Source organism: Peribacillus sp. NPDC056705 (assembly GCF_043656335.1).
In genome coordinates this window covers 14,644-32,195 of the sequence record NZ_JBHTYI010000044.1, presented here as the reverse complement: position 1 = coordinate 32,195, position 17,552 = coordinate 14,644, and the positions used below count along the sequence as shown (strand labels likewise).

At 35.5% G+C, this 17,552-nt stretch carries 21 protein-coding genes; 4 read left to right on the top strand and 17 right to left on the bottom strand.

Translation table 11 applies throughout. The annotated features are described in order from the left end of the window. From ACFRAK_RS25755 to ACFRAK_RS25695, 13 genes are all read right to left on the bottom strand, one after another. Window positions 1-518, bottom strand: a 518-nt coding sequence (locus ACFRAK_RS25755; RefSeq protein ID WP_394572767.1) for a hypothetical protein, incomplete at its 3' end; no start/stop codon positions are given. 314 nt (window positions 519-832) lie between these two features. Further along, on the bottom strand, window positions 833-1,405 hold the full coding sequence (locus ACFRAK_RS25750; RefSeq protein WP_394572766.1) for a major tail protein: 573 nt from the start codon (window positions 1,403-1,405) through the stop codon (window positions 833-835). 71 nt (window positions 1,406-1,476) lie between these two features. Beyond that, window positions 1,477-1,863 (bottom strand): gp17 family tail completion protein, encoded by a 387-nt coding sequence (locus ACFRAK_RS25745; protein ID WP_394572765.1) that lies wholly within the window; start codon window positions 1,861-1,863, stop codon window positions 1,477-1,479. Then, window positions 1,863-2,255 carry a hypothetical protein gene (locus ACFRAK_RS25740; RefSeq protein ID WP_394572764.1) on the bottom strand — a complete coding sequence of 131 codons (393 nt, stop codon included), beginning with the start codon at window positions 2,253-2,255 and terminating at the stop codon, window positions 1,863-1,865. The genes ACFRAK_RS25745 and ACFRAK_RS25740 overlap by 1 nt, the downstream gene beginning before the upstream one ends. Then, on the bottom strand, window positions 2,252-2,620 hold the full coding sequence (locus ACFRAK_RS25735; protein ID WP_394572763.1) for a phage head completion protein: 369 nt from the start codon (window positions 2,618-2,620) through the stop codon (window positions 2,252-2,254). Before ACFRAK_RS25735 ends, ACFRAK_RS25740 begins: the two co-directional genes overlap by 4 nt. Continuing rightward, window positions 2,607-2,858, bottom strand: a complete 252-nt coding sequence (locus ACFRAK_RS25730; RefSeq protein ID WP_394572769.1) for a phage gp6-like head-tail connector protein — start codon at window positions 2,856-2,858, stop codon at window positions 2,607-2,609. Before ACFRAK_RS25730 ends, ACFRAK_RS25735 begins: the two co-directional genes overlap by 14 nt. A 60-nt stretch (window positions 2,859-2,918) precedes the next feature. Next, window positions 2,919-4,079: a phage major capsid protein gene (locus ACFRAK_RS25725; protein ID WP_394572762.1), complete on the bottom strand. Its 1,161-nt coding sequence runs from the start codon at window positions 4,077-4,079 to the stop codon at window positions 2,919-2,921. Window positions 4,080-4,090: 11 nt separating this feature from the next. Then, window positions 4,091-4,813, bottom strand: coding sequence for a head maturation protease, ClpP-related (locus ACFRAK_RS25720; protein ID WP_394572761.1), 723 nt, complete (start codon window positions 4,811-4,813; stop codon window positions 4,091-4,093). Beyond that, a complete protein-coding gene (locus ACFRAK_RS25715) occupies window positions 4,803-5,948 on the bottom strand; it encodes a phage portal protein (RefSeq protein ID WP_394572760.1) in 1,146 nt (381 codons plus the stop codon). Before ACFRAK_RS25715 ends, ACFRAK_RS25720 begins: the two co-directional genes overlap by 11 nt. Before the next feature lie 219 nt (window positions 5,949-6,167). After that, the gene (locus ACFRAK_RS25710; protein WP_394572759.1) at window positions 6,168-6,896 is read right to left on the bottom strand and encodes a hypothetical protein; all 729 of its coding nucleotides are present in this window, start codon (window positions 6,894-6,896) and stop codon (window positions 6,168-6,170) included. Window positions 6,897-7,258: 362 nt separating this feature from the next. Then, window positions 7,259-8,902, bottom strand: a complete 1,644-nt coding sequence (locus ACFRAK_RS25705; RefSeq protein WP_394572768.1) for a terminase TerL endonuclease subunit — start codon at window positions 8,900-8,902, stop codon at window positions 7,259-7,261. Further along, window positions 8,899-9,240, bottom strand: a complete 342-nt coding sequence (locus ACFRAK_RS25700; RefSeq protein ID WP_394572758.1) for a P27 family phage terminase small subunit — start codon at window positions 9,238-9,240, stop codon at window positions 8,899-8,901. The genes ACFRAK_RS25705 and ACFRAK_RS25700 overlap by 4 nt, the downstream gene beginning before the upstream one ends. Window positions 9,241-9,369: 129 nt before the next feature. Next, window positions 9,370-9,714 (bottom strand): HNH endonuclease, encoded by a 345-nt coding sequence (locus ACFRAK_RS25695; protein WP_394572757.1) that lies wholly within the window; start codon window positions 9,712-9,714, stop codon window positions 9,370-9,372. A gap of 270 nt (window positions 9,715-9,984) precedes the next feature. On the opposite strand from ACFRAK_RS25695, the gene ACFRAK_RS25690 reads away from it, so the two are divergent. After that, entirely contained in the window at window positions 9,985-10,719 is a 735-nt protein-coding gene (locus ACFRAK_RS25690; RefSeq protein ID WP_394572756.1) for a hypothetical protein, read from the top strand. Between the two features lie 345 nt (window positions 10,720-11,064). On the opposite strand, the gene ACFRAK_RS25685 is transcribed toward ACFRAK_RS25690, so the two are convergent. The 4 genes from ACFRAK_RS25685 to ACFRAK_RS25670 all read right to left on the bottom strand — a co-directional run bounded on the left by ACFRAK_RS25685 (window position 11,065) and on the right by ACFRAK_RS25670 (window position 13,820). Further along, window positions 11,065-11,427 carry a DoxX family protein gene (locus tag ACFRAK_RS25685; protein WP_394572755.1) on the bottom strand — a complete coding sequence of 121 codons (363 nt, stop codon included), beginning with the start codon at window positions 11,425-11,427 and terminating at the stop codon, window positions 11,065-11,067. A gap of 122 nt (window positions 11,428-11,549) precedes the next feature. Further along, complete coding sequence (locus tag ACFRAK_RS25680) at window positions 11,550-11,795, bottom strand: hypothetical protein (RefSeq protein ID WP_394572754.1); 246 nt, start codon at window positions 11,793-11,795, stop codon at window positions 11,550-11,552. Window positions 11,796-12,029: 234 nt separating this feature from the next. After that, on the bottom strand, window positions 12,030-12,257 hold the full coding sequence (locus tag ACFRAK_RS25675) for a hypothetical protein (protein WP_394572753.1): 228 nt from the start codon (window positions 12,255-12,257) through the stop codon (window positions 12,030-12,032). A 645-nt stretch (window positions 12,258-12,902) separates the two neighbouring features. After that, complete coding sequence (locus ACFRAK_RS25670) at window positions 12,903-13,820, bottom strand: Kiwa anti-phage protein KwaB-like domain-containing protein (RefSeq protein ID WP_394572752.1); 918 nt, start codon at window positions 13,818-13,820, stop codon at window positions 12,903-12,905. A gap of 352 nt (window positions 13,821-14,172) precedes the next feature. Here ACFRAK_RS25670 and ACFRAK_RS25665 point away from each other — a divergent pair, with 352 nt between their 5' ends. From ACFRAK_RS25665 to serA, 3 genes are all read left to right on the top strand, one after another. After that, the gene (locus tag ACFRAK_RS25665) at window positions 14,173-14,373 is read left to right on the top strand and encodes a helix-turn-helix domain-containing protein (RefSeq protein ID WP_394572751.1); all 201 of its coding nucleotides are present in this window, start codon (window positions 14,173-14,175) and stop codon (window positions 14,371-14,373) included. 5 nt (window positions 14,374-14,378) lie between these two features. Beyond that, complete coding sequence (locus ACFRAK_RS25660; RefSeq protein WP_394572750.1) at window positions 14,379-15,485, top strand: tyrosine-type recombinase/integrase; 1,107 nt, start codon at window positions 14,379-14,381, stop codon at window positions 15,483-15,485. A 469-nt stretch (window positions 15,486-15,954) separates the two neighbouring features. Next, window positions 15,955-17,529, top strand: a complete 1,575-nt coding sequence (gene serA / locus ACFRAK_RS25655) for a phosphoglycerate dehydrogenase (RefSeq protein WP_387597706.1) — start codon at window positions 15,955-15,957, stop codon at window positions 17,527-17,529. Window positions 17,530-17,552 lie beyond the last annotated feature (23 nt).

The following is a 17,552-nucleotide window of genomic DNA, read 5'->3' as shown; positions in this document are numbered from 1 at the left end:
AATGGAATTTTAGTGTTTTCCCCAATCATTACCTTTTTAAAGATAGGATTAGAAAAAGAACCAATTATTATAGTTGCAATAATAGGTATGAATAATCTAAAATTCAAATCCGATAAATAATTATTATTCATGGTCTTCAGGAGTGCTCTTATTAAAATCAACTTGTTTTTATTATAATTTACATATGTTAGCAATCTTTTTTGAGTTACTTCTAAGTTATTTAAAATCTCCACATCTTTTTTTATATCTTCACCAATAATTTCCCTTACGATATTCTTATCGTTTTTATTATCAAGCCAATCAAATAAGCTCTCGGATTTACTCTCTTTTATTGACTCTCTGAAATGGATAAAATATAAAAAATGGACACCAATTGAAACTAGAATCATTGTAAAAGCAATGTAGATAGATTTAGGAGTTTGTATAAAAATAGCAAAAACCATCGGCAAGCACATATATAATAATACGATAATAAATTGAGTTATTATGCTACGGAGTCCATTTAAAATATTTTTCACAATAAACCTCCCACCCATTTTTTCCTTCAGCCTTATTGAACTCCTACCCTTTTACTCCTTCCTTAAACTAATTTCTACATACCTTAATTAATCCTTTAATTAAAAAGAGAATTCATAATCCCACTCCTTAGATTTTCTTTAATCGCTGGGTTTTTCAATTTATTTTTAGAGGACAACAGTTCCTCTAAACGTTCATCCTCCACCTTTTTATTGGCTGGCTTGGGAAAGGTGTCCCCTTTACGATAGACCATCCCTTTGTCCTGAAGGTCTTTGAAATCCTGTATTGCTTGTTATGTCTTTTTCTCATTCATCTATTACACCCCCGGTGGTGAGCCTGGATATGGCTTACCAAATATTTTTTGGAAAAGAGAATCCCGGTTGTCTGTTTCCCCTTTTTTGTCTGCTCCGAACAGAACAGATTTTTCTGATTTGGCCCCTTCCACATAACGTTCCATAAATTCCCCTGTTACTTCTTCATTATCAAAATTTTTGTTTTCTTCTTTGGTTTTTCCGGAAATTTTGGAACGCATAAACATTCCTTTTGTAAGGCCCACCCATTCTTTCGAGCCATCCTCGAATGTCTTAGTAAATACAGCTGCGACACAAGGAGGTACATCATCACTCCCAACGGACGATAAGCCATCCACTTGTTCCAACCCAAACAATATATTTTTGTCCTGTACCGGTACTTTATGAAACTGCGTGGATACGGTTATATTTCCACCTGAAATAGCTATTTCAGCTGTACGGTTATCCCCATAGGCCCTCATCGCTTCTTGTGGCATTTCTACCTCAATTTCTTGTAAAAACTTAATCCTAGTAATTTCACCCGTCTTAAAAGATTTTTCATCTTCATCGGTTATTACCGCATAATAAAATTCATCCACACCAGTGGATGCTTTATAGTTTTTCTCTTCTGACAAAGTAATCACTCCTCTTTTAAATTAAAATAGCCACTCTATAAAGTGCCTAAATCGTCGCGATATAATTTCCCTCGATACCTTCTAGCATCACGAAAGATCCCTGTACCTTTATCCCATTCATCCACACCTGACCCCTGGGAAAAACCAACGTTCCACATGACATGCCGGATTTGTTCGGATAATTCTCTTGTTGTGTTTCTCTTTTTCGACCACACGTCTATCTGGAATAGACAATCATAGGTCAGCCATATGTCATCAGCGAAATCTTGAGGAAGAGGGACATCTAATGGATCGATGATGATAAAAGATGCTGTAACTTCTCCCGTTTCAGGAAACTCGTAAAATTTAATTCTTCCATCCGCTGTTTCCTTGATAGAAGGGTCTGCCATTAGCGCATCATAAATCATTCCTAGTACATCCATTACAACCCTTCCCTTATCGCCTTTTTAATTGCACTTCGATAGGCTGATTCAGCATTCCTCATAGCTCGTGCGATGGCACCCTTACCACGTGGGCTCGGGTTTTGTACCGTACCAAACTCATTTAAATGAATGATGCGATAACGATCTTTCGGACCACGCCAATGTATTTTAATTGTCCTCACACCACTCACCCACATCGGCTCCGATATGGTCATTTCATTAATGGATGCCCCGGTATCTTTAAAGGATTGAAATTGAGATTTTAGTTCCTTGATAAATACGTGGGCGCCTTGTTTTAACGCTTTATCACTTAGCTGCTGCGCCTTCACTTTCCCTAAGCGTTTTTCTAATTCTGCCATCACCGCTTTTTCCCCATGAATTTTCACACTCATTCGATTAACCCTGCCACAATCTTAATAAAATCCTTTTTTTTTAAGTCAGGCTGAACATGTTTGATGTTATATCTCTTGTCCCGATACCTAGCATCATCGATGGAAAGAACATGCTTATTGGTTGGGATATAGTCAGCTTGTGGATCTCGTATCGTAATGGTGATATCTGATAACGTGCCATTAGACTTCGCCATCTCCATATCTTTCAACCACACATGATCAACCTTGGCCATCGCCTGATGGAGAATTTCTTTTTCTGACTCTCCAGGCTCTGGACCCTTATTGGGTGCATACTCATAAAAAGTGATGGGCGTACGTAAATCTCCTGTATTCACTCTTGGCGGCTTATATTTAAACGGCTGCATTAGATTCACCTTCTTCTAAAGCGATCGATAACCCTAAGCCGGTAATCTCACTCAAAAAATTATCCTCAAAGTATTCAACCGCATCATTATAGAGATACCTTGTCCGCTCAAAGACAAGCTCCTTGGCCCTCACGTTCTTTTCCACGTCAAATGCACCGCACTTTTCTCTTAAAACCTCAACAGAAAAGGACAACAACCTTTTTAAATTGTCGTCCTCGCTAGAATGAGAAATATGCATGCGCTTCTTAAATTCTTCTAGTAAACTTGTGGTAATTTCCAATCCAATCACCTCGGTTTTTTATACGCCTTCTGGTTCGTTTGTATCCTCCGTTAAATCAAGATTTAAATCATATACTTGAGAAGCATAGTTATCTTTCGGTTTACCTGTTGCATATTGTTTAGCAACGTACAGAGTCGCATCTTCCATGGCCAAGGTTTGATCATATTTCTTCACTTCCATCGCTCCACCGACAGCTGCAACATACTCACCACGAATAAAGAAAACAACTTTTCCTTTTGGTACAAACATGGATTCAGTAATGGTTGGATTAAATGGCAAGCTTGTCACGTATATACCTGCAGCATTTTGTACCGTTGCATTCGCTTGAATGCTAAAGTTATCAAAGGGATTGACAATCATGACTACTTTCCCGGCTATATTGCGCACTTTTTCTTCTTCTTTTTTCCCAACTGGACGAATGGATAGCTTTTCTACGACCCCTTTCAATTCGTTGATCGTCGTGCGACCAGGCTTGAAGTTTAAAGTGCCCGCAGATTTTTTATCTTTGTACTCTCCCTCTCCATTGGTTCCACCTTTTAGATCCTTCAATAAGCCAACCGGCATACCAGCTCCGGTACCAGCAACATATCCACGCTCTAGCCCCACTGACATTGCTTCCGATATCATCGTGCGCACATACCGTTCAACCCACACAGGACCAAGTTTTAGCATGTCATTAGATAATGGAATAAATGCGGTTAATTTAAGTTGGCCGATTTTTTCTTTACGGAACGTAGCATTTAATTGCCCTTGGATTTCTCCAAATAATTCGCCCCATACAGCCATACCTTCTGGATCGCCATAGATGTATTCAGTTACAGCACCAAGATTTTGAATACCGATTTGTTGGAGCAGTGGGTGGGATTCTACTAAATCATCAAAAATCCGGTCTTGAGTAGTGACCGGCAGCGTATCGTTATCTTTGAATCCACCATCTTCAATGACCACATTAAAAAACTTGGTTTCTTCGCTGGTAAGGACATTGGCCCCCCTTGCTTGCATAATGGAATTGTCGGCCATATGTGCATGAACCTGATTCATAATATCGCCTTGTACATCCAGTGCCAGTGCTTCAAGCATGTTGTTTAACGCAGCCGCCTGTTCTTCGGCATTTCCTTCCTGTGTAGCTTGAGCAAATGCTAGTTTTTTCTCTGCAAAATTATTAAATCTAATCGCCATTTTCATTCCCCCTATAAATGTAAAAAGAGCGTGCTCAAGTTCTGCTTTGGTTCAACAGGATCTTGATCAGGCTCTTTTTTTGGTGTAAATTCATTTTTTAATTCATTTCTAAATTCAGCAAACATTTGTTTTAATGTGTTTTCATCAATGCTTGATGCAGAGATAGGTTGCTTTGGTGTAACAGCAGCCGAGATTTTATTATTAAATGCTTTTGCTTTATTCTCAAAGATTTCAGACTCAACCTCTTCTGGTTCAGCATCGATGATTTCATCAATTAAACCATATTTTAATGCTTCCTCTGCTGTAAGATACGTTTCATTATCGAGTAATTTTTTCATGGTAGATTCATCTACTCGATTCGTATAGGATTGCAAAACAGCTTGGCTCACCTTTTCCACATCATCAGCAGCTTTTCGAAGCTTCTTCGCATCCCCTGCTACGAATGTTTGAGCATTATGGACCATCAACATCGCATTTGAATGTGCTCGCAATTTATCAGCACCCATACAAATGATTGAACAAGCACTGGCGGCGATACCGGTTATTGTTACAGTAACAAATCCCTTATGATCTTTAAGGGTATTGCATATATCAATGCCTAAAAAAGCATCTCCACCGTAAGAATTTACGGATAAATCAATATCCTCATCTTCCTTGATCGATTTCATCAGATAGTTAAAATCCCAAATACTCGAGTTCCAACCAATAATATCACCTTTAATTTTATGTTTCATCCTCTTCACCTCCTTTAAGCGCTTCGGAACTTTCTTGATAATTCTTTGTAATAAAGTACCTGTCCATTATCGGATCGTCCACCCTTTCCTCACCTAATGCTTCACGCAATTCATTCCCGTTAAATGTTCCTGAAGCCCTCAACTTATCGACCGCTGTGGCCACATCAAACAAGTTAATATTTGACACACGTTTGGTTTCCATTTTCTTTCCTGCTAGATAATCCTTTTTATCAATCATCTTGGCATTCAATTCATCCCTGATTTTTTTCAAAAATGGGTCAATACAGAATGTCATGTAATTTCGTGTAGGCTTTTCTACATCAGCCATATCACCATGTAGCAAAGAAACCGGAATACCTAAGGCTTTGGCAACTTGGTTGAGAAAACCATCAATTACCTTGGCTACTTCATCCACACTTTGAAGCTGTGACGTGCTCTTTAATTCCTCTAATTTAAATCCCTTTTGTTGCGGAACAATAGCAACTGACTTGTGGGTAAATGCATTGTAAATCTTGTTTATATAATTCTGTAATTTTTCTTGGCCCTTTTCCGACTTATCAGTTATAGCCTCTACGTCAACAAGCCCACGAATTTGATTCTTACGTTTCTGAAATTCTATGATCCTACCAAATAATTCCCCATAATCGGAATATAAACCATCAAACAATGCCGAGAGTTTTTTATTGCTATATTCCAAATAAATAACATCACTCATTTGAAATGTTCTCGAAAATGTATAGTCTTTAATGGTTACATCTTTGAAGGAATCATTGACCAGGGCATATTCGACTCGTGTGAATGAGTCAGCAATTAATAGATCTTCGGTATCTGACTGGATGATTAAACACTCGTTTTCATATATCAGCTTATGGACAACAGTCTGCCAAAATTGGCTGGCTGACATGTTCGGGTTCGGTCTGACATTTAACCGATAATACATTTCGTCCTTCACAATCTTTTTATCCTTCTTCACATAAAATTCCGATTGGCTGATGGTGCGGCCAATCATATTGATACATGTTTGGATAGCCAATTGTTTCATGTGAATTTTCTTGGAAGTATCTTGGATTAAATCAAAATCAAACATGAATTCAAGTTCTTTATTTCTGCTTTTCATCAGGTCTAAAATTCCCAATATCTCACCTCCTTTTTTAAAAAGGCTTTGTTAATCATTAATGTTGATTTTTGAACAAATAAAAGAGACCACTTATATTATTGTGGTCTACTTTATTGCATCCTATGGAACTAACGCACCCGTTTGTTTAAGTACAATTATTCACTAACTTCTTAGAAATGGAGGATCTACCTACCTCCAATAAACAAAAGTACCTCAGAAAAAAGAGACCAAAAAAATTTATTCTCCTTTTGTTGTAAAGGCAGTATATTGGGTATCTTGATCAAGAATTTTTATATTGCCTCCAACCAATGTATGTGTTCTTTTTTTATCTTTTTCAGATTGAAGAAAATTAATTTTTTCCCCTGCTAATGTATCAAAAACTACTTCAATTTCTTTAACAAAAGGATTATACCTTTGCTCCTCGCTTAATTTATTGGAACATAGTGGAATAAGAATTTCCTCATCCTTTTCAAAAAAATCAATCCATACTTTTATGGTATCAGTTTTTTCAAATTTCATATCGTTTCCAACAATTATTTTAAATTCGCAGTTTGTTATTACGTCAGGACCACCATACCGGATAACTGAATAGTAAGTAACTTTATTCTCTGTTCCAAGTAAATTAGTGTAATTATCCGTTATAGCAATACGATTCTTCTTTTTTCTATGAAATTCCTGTTTTGAAAAATTAGCAACAATGGTTGCTGCTGATAGATAAGAACGTTGACTATTATTAAACTTTTTTCTCTCATTAATTAATTGAGAACTTGAAATAATCAATGCTACAATACCTCCAATAATTCCTCCTGTATAACTCCCAAAAAAGCCTACCCATGAATTTTCATCGCCAATTGTTAAATATCCTGTTGGTATATTAAGCACGAATCCAATTATTATTGGAGTTATAACTGCAACAACTAAAGCAATAAGGATTATTTTCCAATTAGTTTTTATATAGTTTATCAACAAAAGTCTCCACCTTTCGCCTATCTCTTTCGACAAAAAGGGAGGATTTTCCTTTATTAATTTTATATAAATAATCGGCAGTTAGAATCAGCATCCTTCTTAAACTAACCTGCCCCTTTAGTTCCATAAGAGAAAACTGTTAGTTAAAGAACGTTTATTTCTTATCTCTAATTTCTTATAAAATTTCTATTACACGATTGTTTTGTTTTTCTATATTCTTTAATCTTTTTTCAATAATACTTGAAGAAAAAAATACAATAAGTATAAGAGCTATTCCAACAAATAATTCCATATTTCTCCTCTGATGAATTCAGTTTATATTTAAGAGTATAACTTTACTAACCTATATTTTCCAGATCTTATTAAAATTCTATATCATCTAAGAAAAAGTCCACATCATCGACTAGTATTTGATCAGCTTGCCACAGAGCGTAGACAAAAGCTGAAAATCCATCTGTCTTTCTCCTAACTTCATCTTTTTTGACAAAGTCTTTATTTCCATCATTTTTAACTTTTACAACAATGTTATTTGTGTTCCACCTCATCAATGGATTATCTCCAAAAATAATACGTTTTTGGGCAAAGAGCATTTCAATTCTAGGAGCAAGTTTTGCATAGATTGCATGAGGGTTTTGTATATATAAAACTTTGAACCCTGCTTCTTCTAATGCTTGTTTTACAATATCCAGACGAAACGTATCTCCAACAATAGTATTTAGCCCGTATTTCTCTCTCATTTCACAAAAGTAATTGACCATGTAACTGATATCAATAACGGGTTCATCCAATAATGTAATCAACCCATCCTCTTCCCACTCAAATATTGGAGGTTTTAATTTTGCTTCTTTGATAAAATCACGTCTTGCAAACTGATGGCTTTCCCATATATAATTCTCACCATCCTTAAATAAAACACCGCATGCTGTAAAGTCTTTTATGAATGAGAAATCAATTGCACCTACACATGTTTTATTTTCTAGTCGATTATATGGAATAGGCTTATTAGTCGCTTGGATATCTTCCCAGGATGCTACCTTAACCGTATTATCTTCTTGAGGAAGATTCATCCTTTTTGCCATAAATTCAGGTAGCCCGGATGGGTCATCTTCCAGATCCAAATATTCATCCATAATTGTGTCGAACAGTTCTCCAGCATATGGGCTCCTTGGCTGACTAAACATAGGATTTGCCTTTTCCCATAACTCTGAATTTTCGACTTCATCCTTACTATCCATTTTGCAAATAAAAACAAAACGGTTTTTACGTCTACTTCCGCCTCTTAAGACCTCTAAACACTGTTCAATAAATCTATCAAAAAATCCACCTCGGACATGACCGTTGGTGGATATATAAATTCTTCTTCTATGCTTTACTTTACCTAATCCTGAGCTTAGCGTGTTTATTAGTTTTGTATCTTCGTAAATGTGAATTTCATCAAAAATCAAACATCCGGGACGGCCACCATCTTTTGTGTCGGCATTGGATGTTCGGAACTTGAATTCAGCAAGAGTAGCTTTTCCAGTAATCTTAGTCTTAGTCCAAGAGAAGAAGTTCTTCATGAAGTTTTTGTTCTTTTCCTTCATGTTATTGACTTCTTTTACAGATGTTTCAGCTTGGTCTTCACTATTAGCCACAACATCTACGTTATATCCTTCGATTTCATGACCAGGGCTAATAAAATAATCAGCAAGACCTGAAATTAATCCGTTCTTCCCATTCCCACGAGCAATAACAATCACGATATCTTTATAAAATAACTTGTCACGTACTTTATATTTAAGGAACATAAAAGCAATAATAAACTTTTGAAATGGTTCTAATTTGAAATACCATTTCTCAATGTAGTTTATACATTGAGAAATTTGCTTTTCATCGAAAAATATATCGTCACGAACAAGCACTTCGGTTTCTAATTGTCTTACTAAATCAATTCGCTCTTGATTAAAAATAACGTGACCCGTTCGCCACGCCTCAATATAAGCATCTACATATTTTTGATGTATCAGTATAAATCACTGACTTCTGGTCCGTCATTATCCTTCTCATCATCTTTGGTTATAACTGATACATTAATAGTTTCAAATTTAATAGATTTTTCAAGGGAGATTAATGTTTTTGTGAGCTTATTTAATTCATTTATGGCTGGATTTGCTTTAGTGAATTCCTGATTTCCATTAATAGTTGTTGTCATCACGCCGCTCTTGTTAATTGCGGTTTGAAGCTTTCTAATTTGTTTAACAATCGCTAAATACCGCATTACCTTATCAACTTCTATCAAATCATCTCGATCAATACGGTTCATCAATTGGTTTTCCAAATCTAAAATTTTCACAACCCTACTCACAAAAACCCCCCCCTCTATTTTATACACCCCCTATTATAACGGTGGTTTTTTGGATTTTTTTTGGACGGTAGAGGCCCCTCCCCGGTCCCCGGGTAAAATATAAATAGCCTCTTTGTAAGGCCGGGGGTATTACCATTTCTCATCATCCCATTTCTTCTGCTTTGTCGCTCCAAATACTCGATTGTGCATCTTGTTATGACAATTCAGGCATAATGTTTCGAGATTATCTAATACCAATGCCAATTGAGGATAGAGTTCAATCCCATACTTATGATGAACATTAAGTTCTACACTCTTACGTTCACCTTCTACTTTGATTGAGTCGACATGCACCTTACCCTCACGCTTACACTGTTGGCACTCATGGTTGTCTCTTATCAAAGCGATAATCCTAAGCTTCCTCCAGCCTCTGCCCTTATAGAACTTATTGAGGTTATCGGTTTGAATTAGTTTTATAATCTGCTGTGTGTTCATCTCAATCACTCCATTAAAGCATTTCACAGAGTTATTGCTTTTAGTTATTGTAATTTAAATCTGCTAAGGTAAATGGAATAACTCCATCTTTATCTATTTTTACAAGACTGAACTTCTCTGAACCTCTATATCAGATCCAATTTCTCCATAATTCTTCTCCTTCTTTTGGACAACTATTACTTTTTTATTTTCCCCTGAAATAATTCCCTCTCCTTTTCCAGATAAATTTGGTATATTAAGGTTACTAATATTATTTTTGGAGGTAATTATATGGTTAAAGAAAATCCAGCGTCAAGGTTATACAATTTACTAGAATTAGCTGATAAGAATTCGCCGGATACAACGTTTAGAGTAGCCTGGGCTAAAGTTTTTAAAGTAGAACCTGCAGACACACCTGCTTTACTGCACAGATACAGCAATATGTTGGATTTATACGTGTTGACAAAGAATTACATTCTAGAGACCCCCCGTTTAAGTAATGATAGAAATTTAGCTTTTATAAATAAAATCGGAGACTCTATTAATCATATTAGTCTTAACGGTAATATTAGTAATTTTAAAAACAACTTAAACTCTGAAGCTCTTACTGCACTTTACTATTTGTCAGATAACATTTCATTAATACACAATTTGGAAGATTCCATTGTTACTGATGATCAAATTAGCGAATTAATAAAAGAGGTAGATACATTAATTTCTCATATCACTGTGTCAGATTTAACAACAGATATTAAGCAAATTTTAGTTAAAAACTTACATATCATAAGAGAATCTTTACATTGCTACTTTATTTTAGGAATTGAAGGAGTTCAAACTGCTTTGGAACAATCCTTAGGTTCGTTGATTATGCATAACCAAGATATACGACCTGAAGTGGAAGATGAAAATGTCAAAGGTGTATTTAAGTTTATGAGCCGATTAAACGAAATAATCTCAATTGCCAATGGAGTAAAAGATTTAATTGCACCAATAACCCAATTTTTATTATTGAGTAAATCTAGTTAAAAGTTTTTTTTATTTTTTTAACTCTTACTTTCTTCGTACAGATCTACACATTGTACGTATCACGATACTTACACCATTACTCACATTCTAAAATAAAAAGCACCATTTGCTAGGATGATGCTTCCCTCTTCTTATCCATATAATCTTTACTATATCCTCTTTAAAAACAACCGGTCTCTAGGCAAAGCCTTAATTGGAGTGATGACATCTCTTTTAACTAAGTTGTTTAAGTTTTGTCTAGAGCACTGTAAGATTTCTATTGCTTCAGAGTTGTTCAAAATATTATTTTCTGTAGAAGAGATCTATTGATGGTACGAAGGGACTGACGTTAATTTCACCACCTTCCTAAAGTTTGCGGCTCTTCGGACGTAGCGCCCACGAGGCGGTATTTAGTGCAACATATGAAAGCGGTAGGATAATAGAAAACCCGTAATCACTATAATCGTTAGCAAACGCATGAGATAAAGCCGCACCAGTCATTAAAAAGAAGATACCAGCGTGAACCCATTCTTTAAGCCGAGGAATACCTGGCACAACCAGAGCGATGGCTCCAAGCACTTTCCAAATCCCGAGAATGGTCAAGACGTATACTGGGTAACCAAGATTCGTCACTAACTCGATGTTTCCCCCATATTGCATAAGTTGCCCGATACCATTTAACATAACAGCTGCTGCGAGTAGTAATGTAACTGACCAATAAGCAATCATTTTTTCTCGATTTTTTATAGATGTTTACTATGTACGATTTATTATTGAAACAAACATTTTTCATTGATTTCACCTTCTTTATCCATAATAAAAAGCGCTCTGTTTTGAGCGCTTCGCTTTTACTATTTGGTTATTTTCACTTTGGTATAATCGACATCAAAAAAATTTGGATATCCACAATCATGTTTATGACAATGAACTTTTAGTTCCTTTGGTGTTTTATCTTCATTAGCTAACACTAATGTAGCACATTCCTTATTGCGAAAATTCGGTTTTATAAAAACCTTGTTTGCCTCATCTTGGTAAAAGTAATACCACATTAAATCATGCTTACAAGCTTGACATGTAGTCTCTCCTTCAATTAACACTCCTCCACCTCCTTTCATTAAAGCATTCAACAAAAGGGATTAGGATGCCTTTTTTCTCTCATTTCAATATGCTAATTGCTTATATCAATTTTTCCGTTTTTATTATACTCAGGAGGAAAGCTAGAATGAATCTAACTTACAAACATTGAATTCTCTCGTCTCACATATAAGCCACCCATTCACAATGATTTATCTTGAAATAATTATAAGAGCCTTGGATAATTAATATTTATATTAATCTATTTGATAAAGCATTTCTTGCTGAAGTAATTCTTGATCAAAATGAACCCATCTACCTGTAGGTAACTTCAAAAATTCGTTCCCTTCTTCATGTTCTTCTTCCTCGTCAACAAATGAAATTAACTCCCAGTCATCATTCGAGAGAGTCATAAGGAAGTGCTCTTCAATTGCATTGATTTCGGAATCAACAAAGCCTAACTCTTTGATATCGAACTCTTTCACAAATATCGGCTCCTTTTTACTGAAAAGCACCCTCGAAAGGATGCTTAATGATTTCTTGGTATCGAATCCTTTTTCCTAACTAAATATATTTTATAGCTAAGGACCCTTGTCCTTATTCTTTCACCTTCTAAATTCTTAAGGTCATATATATCAAGATTAGAAATTAAAACCTCATTATTTTCAGTTAAGAAGACATTGTATTTAAAAAACAAAAATAATGGATTTAAATAGACTAGACTATTTTTCACGTATATAAACCCTAATAATGAAAATAAACCCATGTTAACTAAAAGGCTGTTAGCTTTTGTTATATCTATAGACAAAATAGGTACTAAGTATGTCACAACATAACTTAATAAATTATCTTCGGTTTTATTTATGCCAATAAATTGATGCTTTTCATTTAAGCTTATATTCATAATAATACATAGTGATATAAATGACAGAGTAATCAGAATTATTAGTATATAACTAAAGATAGATGGAAGAAAATTCTCAAACAAAAAAATACCTTTTAATTTCTTCCAGGTAGTAAAATATTTATAATTATCAACGATGAGTAAAACGTAAAGAGGAAAAAAGGATGATACATATAAACCTATTCGAAATAGGATTGTAATCATTGAAATTCACCCTTCTTTCTTCTTAAACTCCTTCGTCTAATCCATCTCGGTTATTAATCCATGTTCTATAAAATGAATCTCTCATAAGCCTAGTTATATCTAACAATTGTGATTTTTCCTCATAGACCAATTTTGTATTTTCATCTTCTAATTCTATATTCAATCCAAATATATCAATTACCTGTATAACATTTTCAAAGTTCTCGAATACTTGATTCATCCTATTTTCTTCATTGAGCAATTTTGTTAATGCTCTTGTTACCCTTCCGTCTGACAAACAATCTTCACGAAATTGTTCAAAATTAGTTATACGGTCAGTTCTGCTTACAAGGTCAAGTGTCTGACTAGCCTTTTCTTGATATTGATCTTGGATAGAAAAGATTCTTTCTAAGGAAATATGATTTAAAATTAACATTTCTCCACCAAATATAACAATATCCACATTTGAATCTATACCGAGCAATGTGTTATCTAACTTTTGAAAGTCACCATTTGTAAATTTACCAAAAAAGCCTCCTTTAGATAATTTATTAAACTTAGTTACTCTTCTAAAAAAAAGAATATCGCCTTCATCAATTGTTATTTTCAGACAATAAAAAGTTAACTTTCCTATTTCTTCTGGTGGAATTTCTTGGCGATTTACAAAGTCGTCATTAAGACTTTCTAGTATATCATTAAAGCTGGTCACTTCATTTGGAGCATACGTTTCAATGCATCCTTCAATTGTGCCAATTGGACTAAATGGACGTTGTTCAACTTCCTGAACTCTTTCCACTGCCGATTTAACTATATCCTTTATTTCTTTTTGTAAACCTGGATCAATCGTTGGTGAATAAGATTGATACCTACCGCTTGGTTTTTTTCTTGTAAAATACAGCCTCATATCTAAATCTTCATCATTTAATCCGTTAAGGATATTTACTAACTCTGTTACATCCATTAAACTCTCCCCCTTGCGTCCTTTAATTATCAGACAAGGGAAGGGCGATAACAATCTCTACTGTTCGTCAAATTATGACAATATACCCAAATTTACTCACTAAGTTAATATTTTTCAAAGCGACTTCTACAAGAAATGACGCCCTATCACCAATATCGGCCTCTCTTAATTTCTTGATGATATAAATTTAACACATGAATACCCTAATTACTCTTCATATATCAGGAAATTATCAGGAACATCTTCGAGTGATTCCCTTCCTATTTTCCAAAAGGTAATAACCTAATGTTTGCATTCGTGAACAATTAATTTTACAATTAAAATATAATATTTTTGAAAGGAAATTAATAATATGTCATTTTCATACAAACCACTTTGGAGATTGTTATTAGAACAGGATTTAAATAAGACAGAAATGAGAGAAAAGCTTGGAATATCTCCAGCTACTCTTGCCAAAATGGGAAAAGACGAATATGTATCGATGGAAATTCTCGATAAAGTCTGTACTCATTTTGAAGTACAACCTAACCAAGTCATTGAATGGAAGGGGTAAATATTGTGCCAATATATGAATATGAGAAAAATGGGAAGGCAGCGTACTATTATGCATTTGAAGTGAAAGACGATAAAGGCAAGCGTAAAACGATCAAGAAACGCGGTTTTAAGGGCAAGAAGGAAGCTAGAGATGCTGAGGTCTTAGCAAGGACTGAATGGCTTAAGGGAAACCATATAGACCCTTCAAAGGTCATCTATAAGGACTACATAACAGAATGGTTAAATAATAAACAAGATATAAATAAAAAGACTCGCTACGTAAACGAGGGTCATCTTAGAAATCATATCATCCCCGAATTAGGTCACCTCCCACTTCAAAAAATAAATGTTGTCCACATTGAAAAGTTCATAAAAACACTCCAAGATAAGAGACTAGCTGATGGAACAATAAAAAAAATATACAACATTGTGCAAACCTCGTTTAATTCTGCCATAAAAAAAGAACTACTTCTAAAGGATCCTTTTTCTCTATTGGATAAAAGTTCAAAACCACGCTCTGGTACGCCGAAAGTAGATTACTGGACCAAAGATGAGGTGAAAGCCTTTCTAAGCGGATTTGAGCACCGTAACAAGATTATATTCATATTAGCTATCTATACCGGTATGCGGCAAGGTGAAATAATGGCCTTGCGTTGGAGAGACGTGGACTTTGAAAACAAAATGTTAAGAATTAGACAAATCTTAGACTTTGATGGAAAGATAGAAGAACGTGTTAAAACAGATGCTGGTTACAGATCGGTTACGGTTTCAGACAAAGTTTTGTCAGAATTGAAAAAACATCGTTCAATGATAATACAAGAAAAATTAATTGCTGAAGAATATGTGGACCATGACTTAGTTGTATGTCAAACAAATGGAAAGCCTTCTAGTAAATCGAACTTTCATAAGTTTTGGATGAGACAATTAAACAAAACAGGTGTTAGAAAAATTAGATTTCATGATTTGAGGCATACCTGCGCATCACTTTTATTTAGCGCCAATGTTCATCCTAAAGTGGTCCAGGAACTACTAGGACATAAGTCCATTAAAGTAACTTTGGATACTTACTCTCATATGATGCCGAATATGCAAAGTGATGCGTTGAGGGCATTGGATGAAATCCTAAAATAATAAATAATGTATCCCTTAATCCCCTGCCATTTACTCAAATAATCTCTCATTTCCTACCAAAAAACCTACCAAAGAAAAAATAAAAACGCTAGACCCCTTGATACATATGGGTTCTAGCGTCTTATATATGATTCGGAACTCTTCCCGCCCCGAAGATAGACCTATAAAATTTTTATACTTCCCATTATATCTGAAATTCCTTTTTTTTGATAGCATTTTCTCTCGATTAATGCATTTAGGATGAATATCGATCGTCGCAGTGAATGGTTTAAAACAAATAGCGAAATTTTTTTATATTATGCAAACGTAGACGAAGCCATTTATATCACGATATTAATCAAAAGATCAGATAAAAAATCCTGTTATTAAGCGCTTACATCTTGATAAGCCAAATTGACATAATAAGCATTTCAATTGTAAAATTAACTGAAATTTAAGATAATTCTTTTCCCTAGGAAGGTGTTTAGACGTGTATCGGATTTTAGTAGCAGACGCCATTAAACCAGAAGGACTCGGACCGCTATCAGAGGCATCCAATATTCATCTCATTCAGAAAACCGTAGAGGAAGCTGCAAACGAACTTGATCGGATCGATGCAATTCTTGTAAGAAGTGCAACGAAGGTTTCGGAAGAGTTAATGAACCGTATGCCGCAATTAAAAATTATAGCACGCGCTGGTGTCGGTGTTGATAACATAGACATCCCGGCAGCGACAAAACGCGGGATTGTCGTGGTTAATGCACCTGACGGCAATACCATTTCAACTGCTGAACATACATTTGCGATGATGGCTTCATTAATGCGCCACATTCCGCAAGCTTATGCTTCACTGAAGAATGGGGAGTGGAAACGTTCCTCTTATACAGGAACTGAACTTCGCGGTAAAACATTAGGTATAGTTGGCTTTGGACGTATCGGAGGGGAAATTGCAAAACGTGCTAAAGTGTTTGGCATGGATGTCATTGTCTATGATCCGTACCTGACTGTCGATCGTGCAAAGAAAATGTCCGTAACGGCCCTGCCGTTAGATGAATTGCTTCCTAAAGCAGACATCATTACAGTTCATACACCACTAACGAATGATACTAGAGGATTAATCAATAAAGAAAAACTGCTTACCTGTAAAAAGGGGGTTTATGTACTAAACTGCGCCCGTGGTGGAATTCTGGACGAAGATGATTTATATGAAATGTTAGTCGAAGGACAAGTTGCAGGGGCGGCACTTGACGTTTTCGTCGAAGAACCCCCACTTGGCCATAAACTGCTTGAACTGGATAGCGTCATTGCTACACCGCATCTTGGTGCTTCCACTAAAGAAGCCCAATTAAATGTTGCGGTACAGGTTGCCCAGGAAGTATTGACCTATTTTGAAGGAAACCCAGTCTCAAGTTCAATCAACCTTCCAGCCATATCTAAAGAAGTGTTTGAAAAGGTACAGCCATTCTATCAACTTGTTCAGCAAATGGGATCCATTGCTTCTCAGTGCATGAATGAAGGAATTCAGGAAATCTCCGTTACGTATGCAGGAGAATCATTGGATTTCGATACAGCGATTCTTACAAAAAGTCTAATCTCTGGCTTTTTCAGATCAAGAGTCGATGCATCAGTCAATGAAGTGAATGCCTTGTTGATCGCAAAAGAGCATGGCATAACCGTTGGTGAAAAAATCTCTACGGACTCTTTAGGTTACTCGAATTTGATCAGCCTTAAAGTAAAAGGTGACAACCGTGAATTAACAATCAGTGGAACCTATATCGAAAATTACGGTTCTCGAATTGTAAGTTTGAATGGTTTCAAAATCGACTTTCAACCAGAATCGAATTTACTTTATATCCAGCATACCGATAAACCTGGGGTAATCGGTAACGTAGGTAAGGTCCTAGGTGATCACGATGTGAATATCGCAACCATGCAGGTTGGCCGAAAAGAAGCTGGCGGGGAAGCCATCATGGTTTTGAGCTTTGATTTACCATTAGAAGACAACATGAAACAATTTTTAATGGAAACAGAAGAAATTACATTCATGGCCCGTATTTCATTATAAGTAGAAAAAAGTGCCCGTCCAGC

What these genes read in the sequence shown, in the direction of transcription:
- ACFRAK_RS25745 (WP_394572765.1), bottom strand. Translation starts at nt 1,863, where the DNA reads ATGGATGTACTAGGAATGATTTATGATGCGCTAATGGCAGACCCTTCT.
- ACFRAK_RS25740 (WP_394572764.1), bottom strand. Translation starts at nt 2,255, where the DNA reads ATGAGTGTGAAAATTCATGGGGAAAAAGCGGTGATGGCAGAATTAGAA.
- ACFRAK_RS25735 (WP_394572763.1), bottom strand. Translation starts at nt 2,620, where the DNA reads ATGCAGCCGTTTAAATATAAGCCGCCAAGAGTGAATACAGGAGATTTA.
- ACFRAK_RS25730 (WP_394572769.1), bottom strand. Translation starts at nt 2,858, where the DNA reads ATGCATATTTCTCATTCTAGCGAGGACGACAATTTAAAAAGGTTGTTG.
- ACFRAK_RS25725 (WP_394572762.1), bottom strand. Translation starts at nt 4,079, where the DNA reads ATGGCGATTAGATTTAATAATTTTGCAGAGAAAAAACTAGCATTTGCT.
- ACFRAK_RS25720 (WP_394572761.1), bottom strand. Translation starts at nt 4,813, where the DNA reads ATGAAACATAAAATTAAAGGTGATATTATTGGTTGGAACTCGAGTATT.
- ACFRAK_RS25695 (WP_394572757.1), bottom strand. Translation starts at nt 9,714, where the DNA reads ATGAACACACAGCAGATTATAAAACTAATTCAAACCGATAACCTCAAT.
- ACFRAK_RS25690 (WP_394572756.1), top strand. Translation starts at nt 9,985, where the DNA reads ATGGTTAAAGAAAATCCAGCGTCAAGGTTATACAATTTACTAGAATTA.
- ACFRAK_RS25685 (WP_394572755.1), bottom strand. Translation starts at nt 11,427, where the DNA reads ATGATTGCTTATTGGTCAGTTACATTACTACTCGCAGCAGCTGTTATG.
- ACFRAK_RS25670 (WP_394572752.1), bottom strand. Translation starts at nt 13,820, where the DNA reads ATGGATGTAACAGAGTTAGTAAATATCCTTAACGGATTAAATGATGAA.
- ACFRAK_RS25665 (WP_394572751.1), top strand. Translation starts at nt 14,173, where the DNA reads ATGTCATTTTCATACAAACCACTTTGGAGATTGTTATTAGAACAGGAT.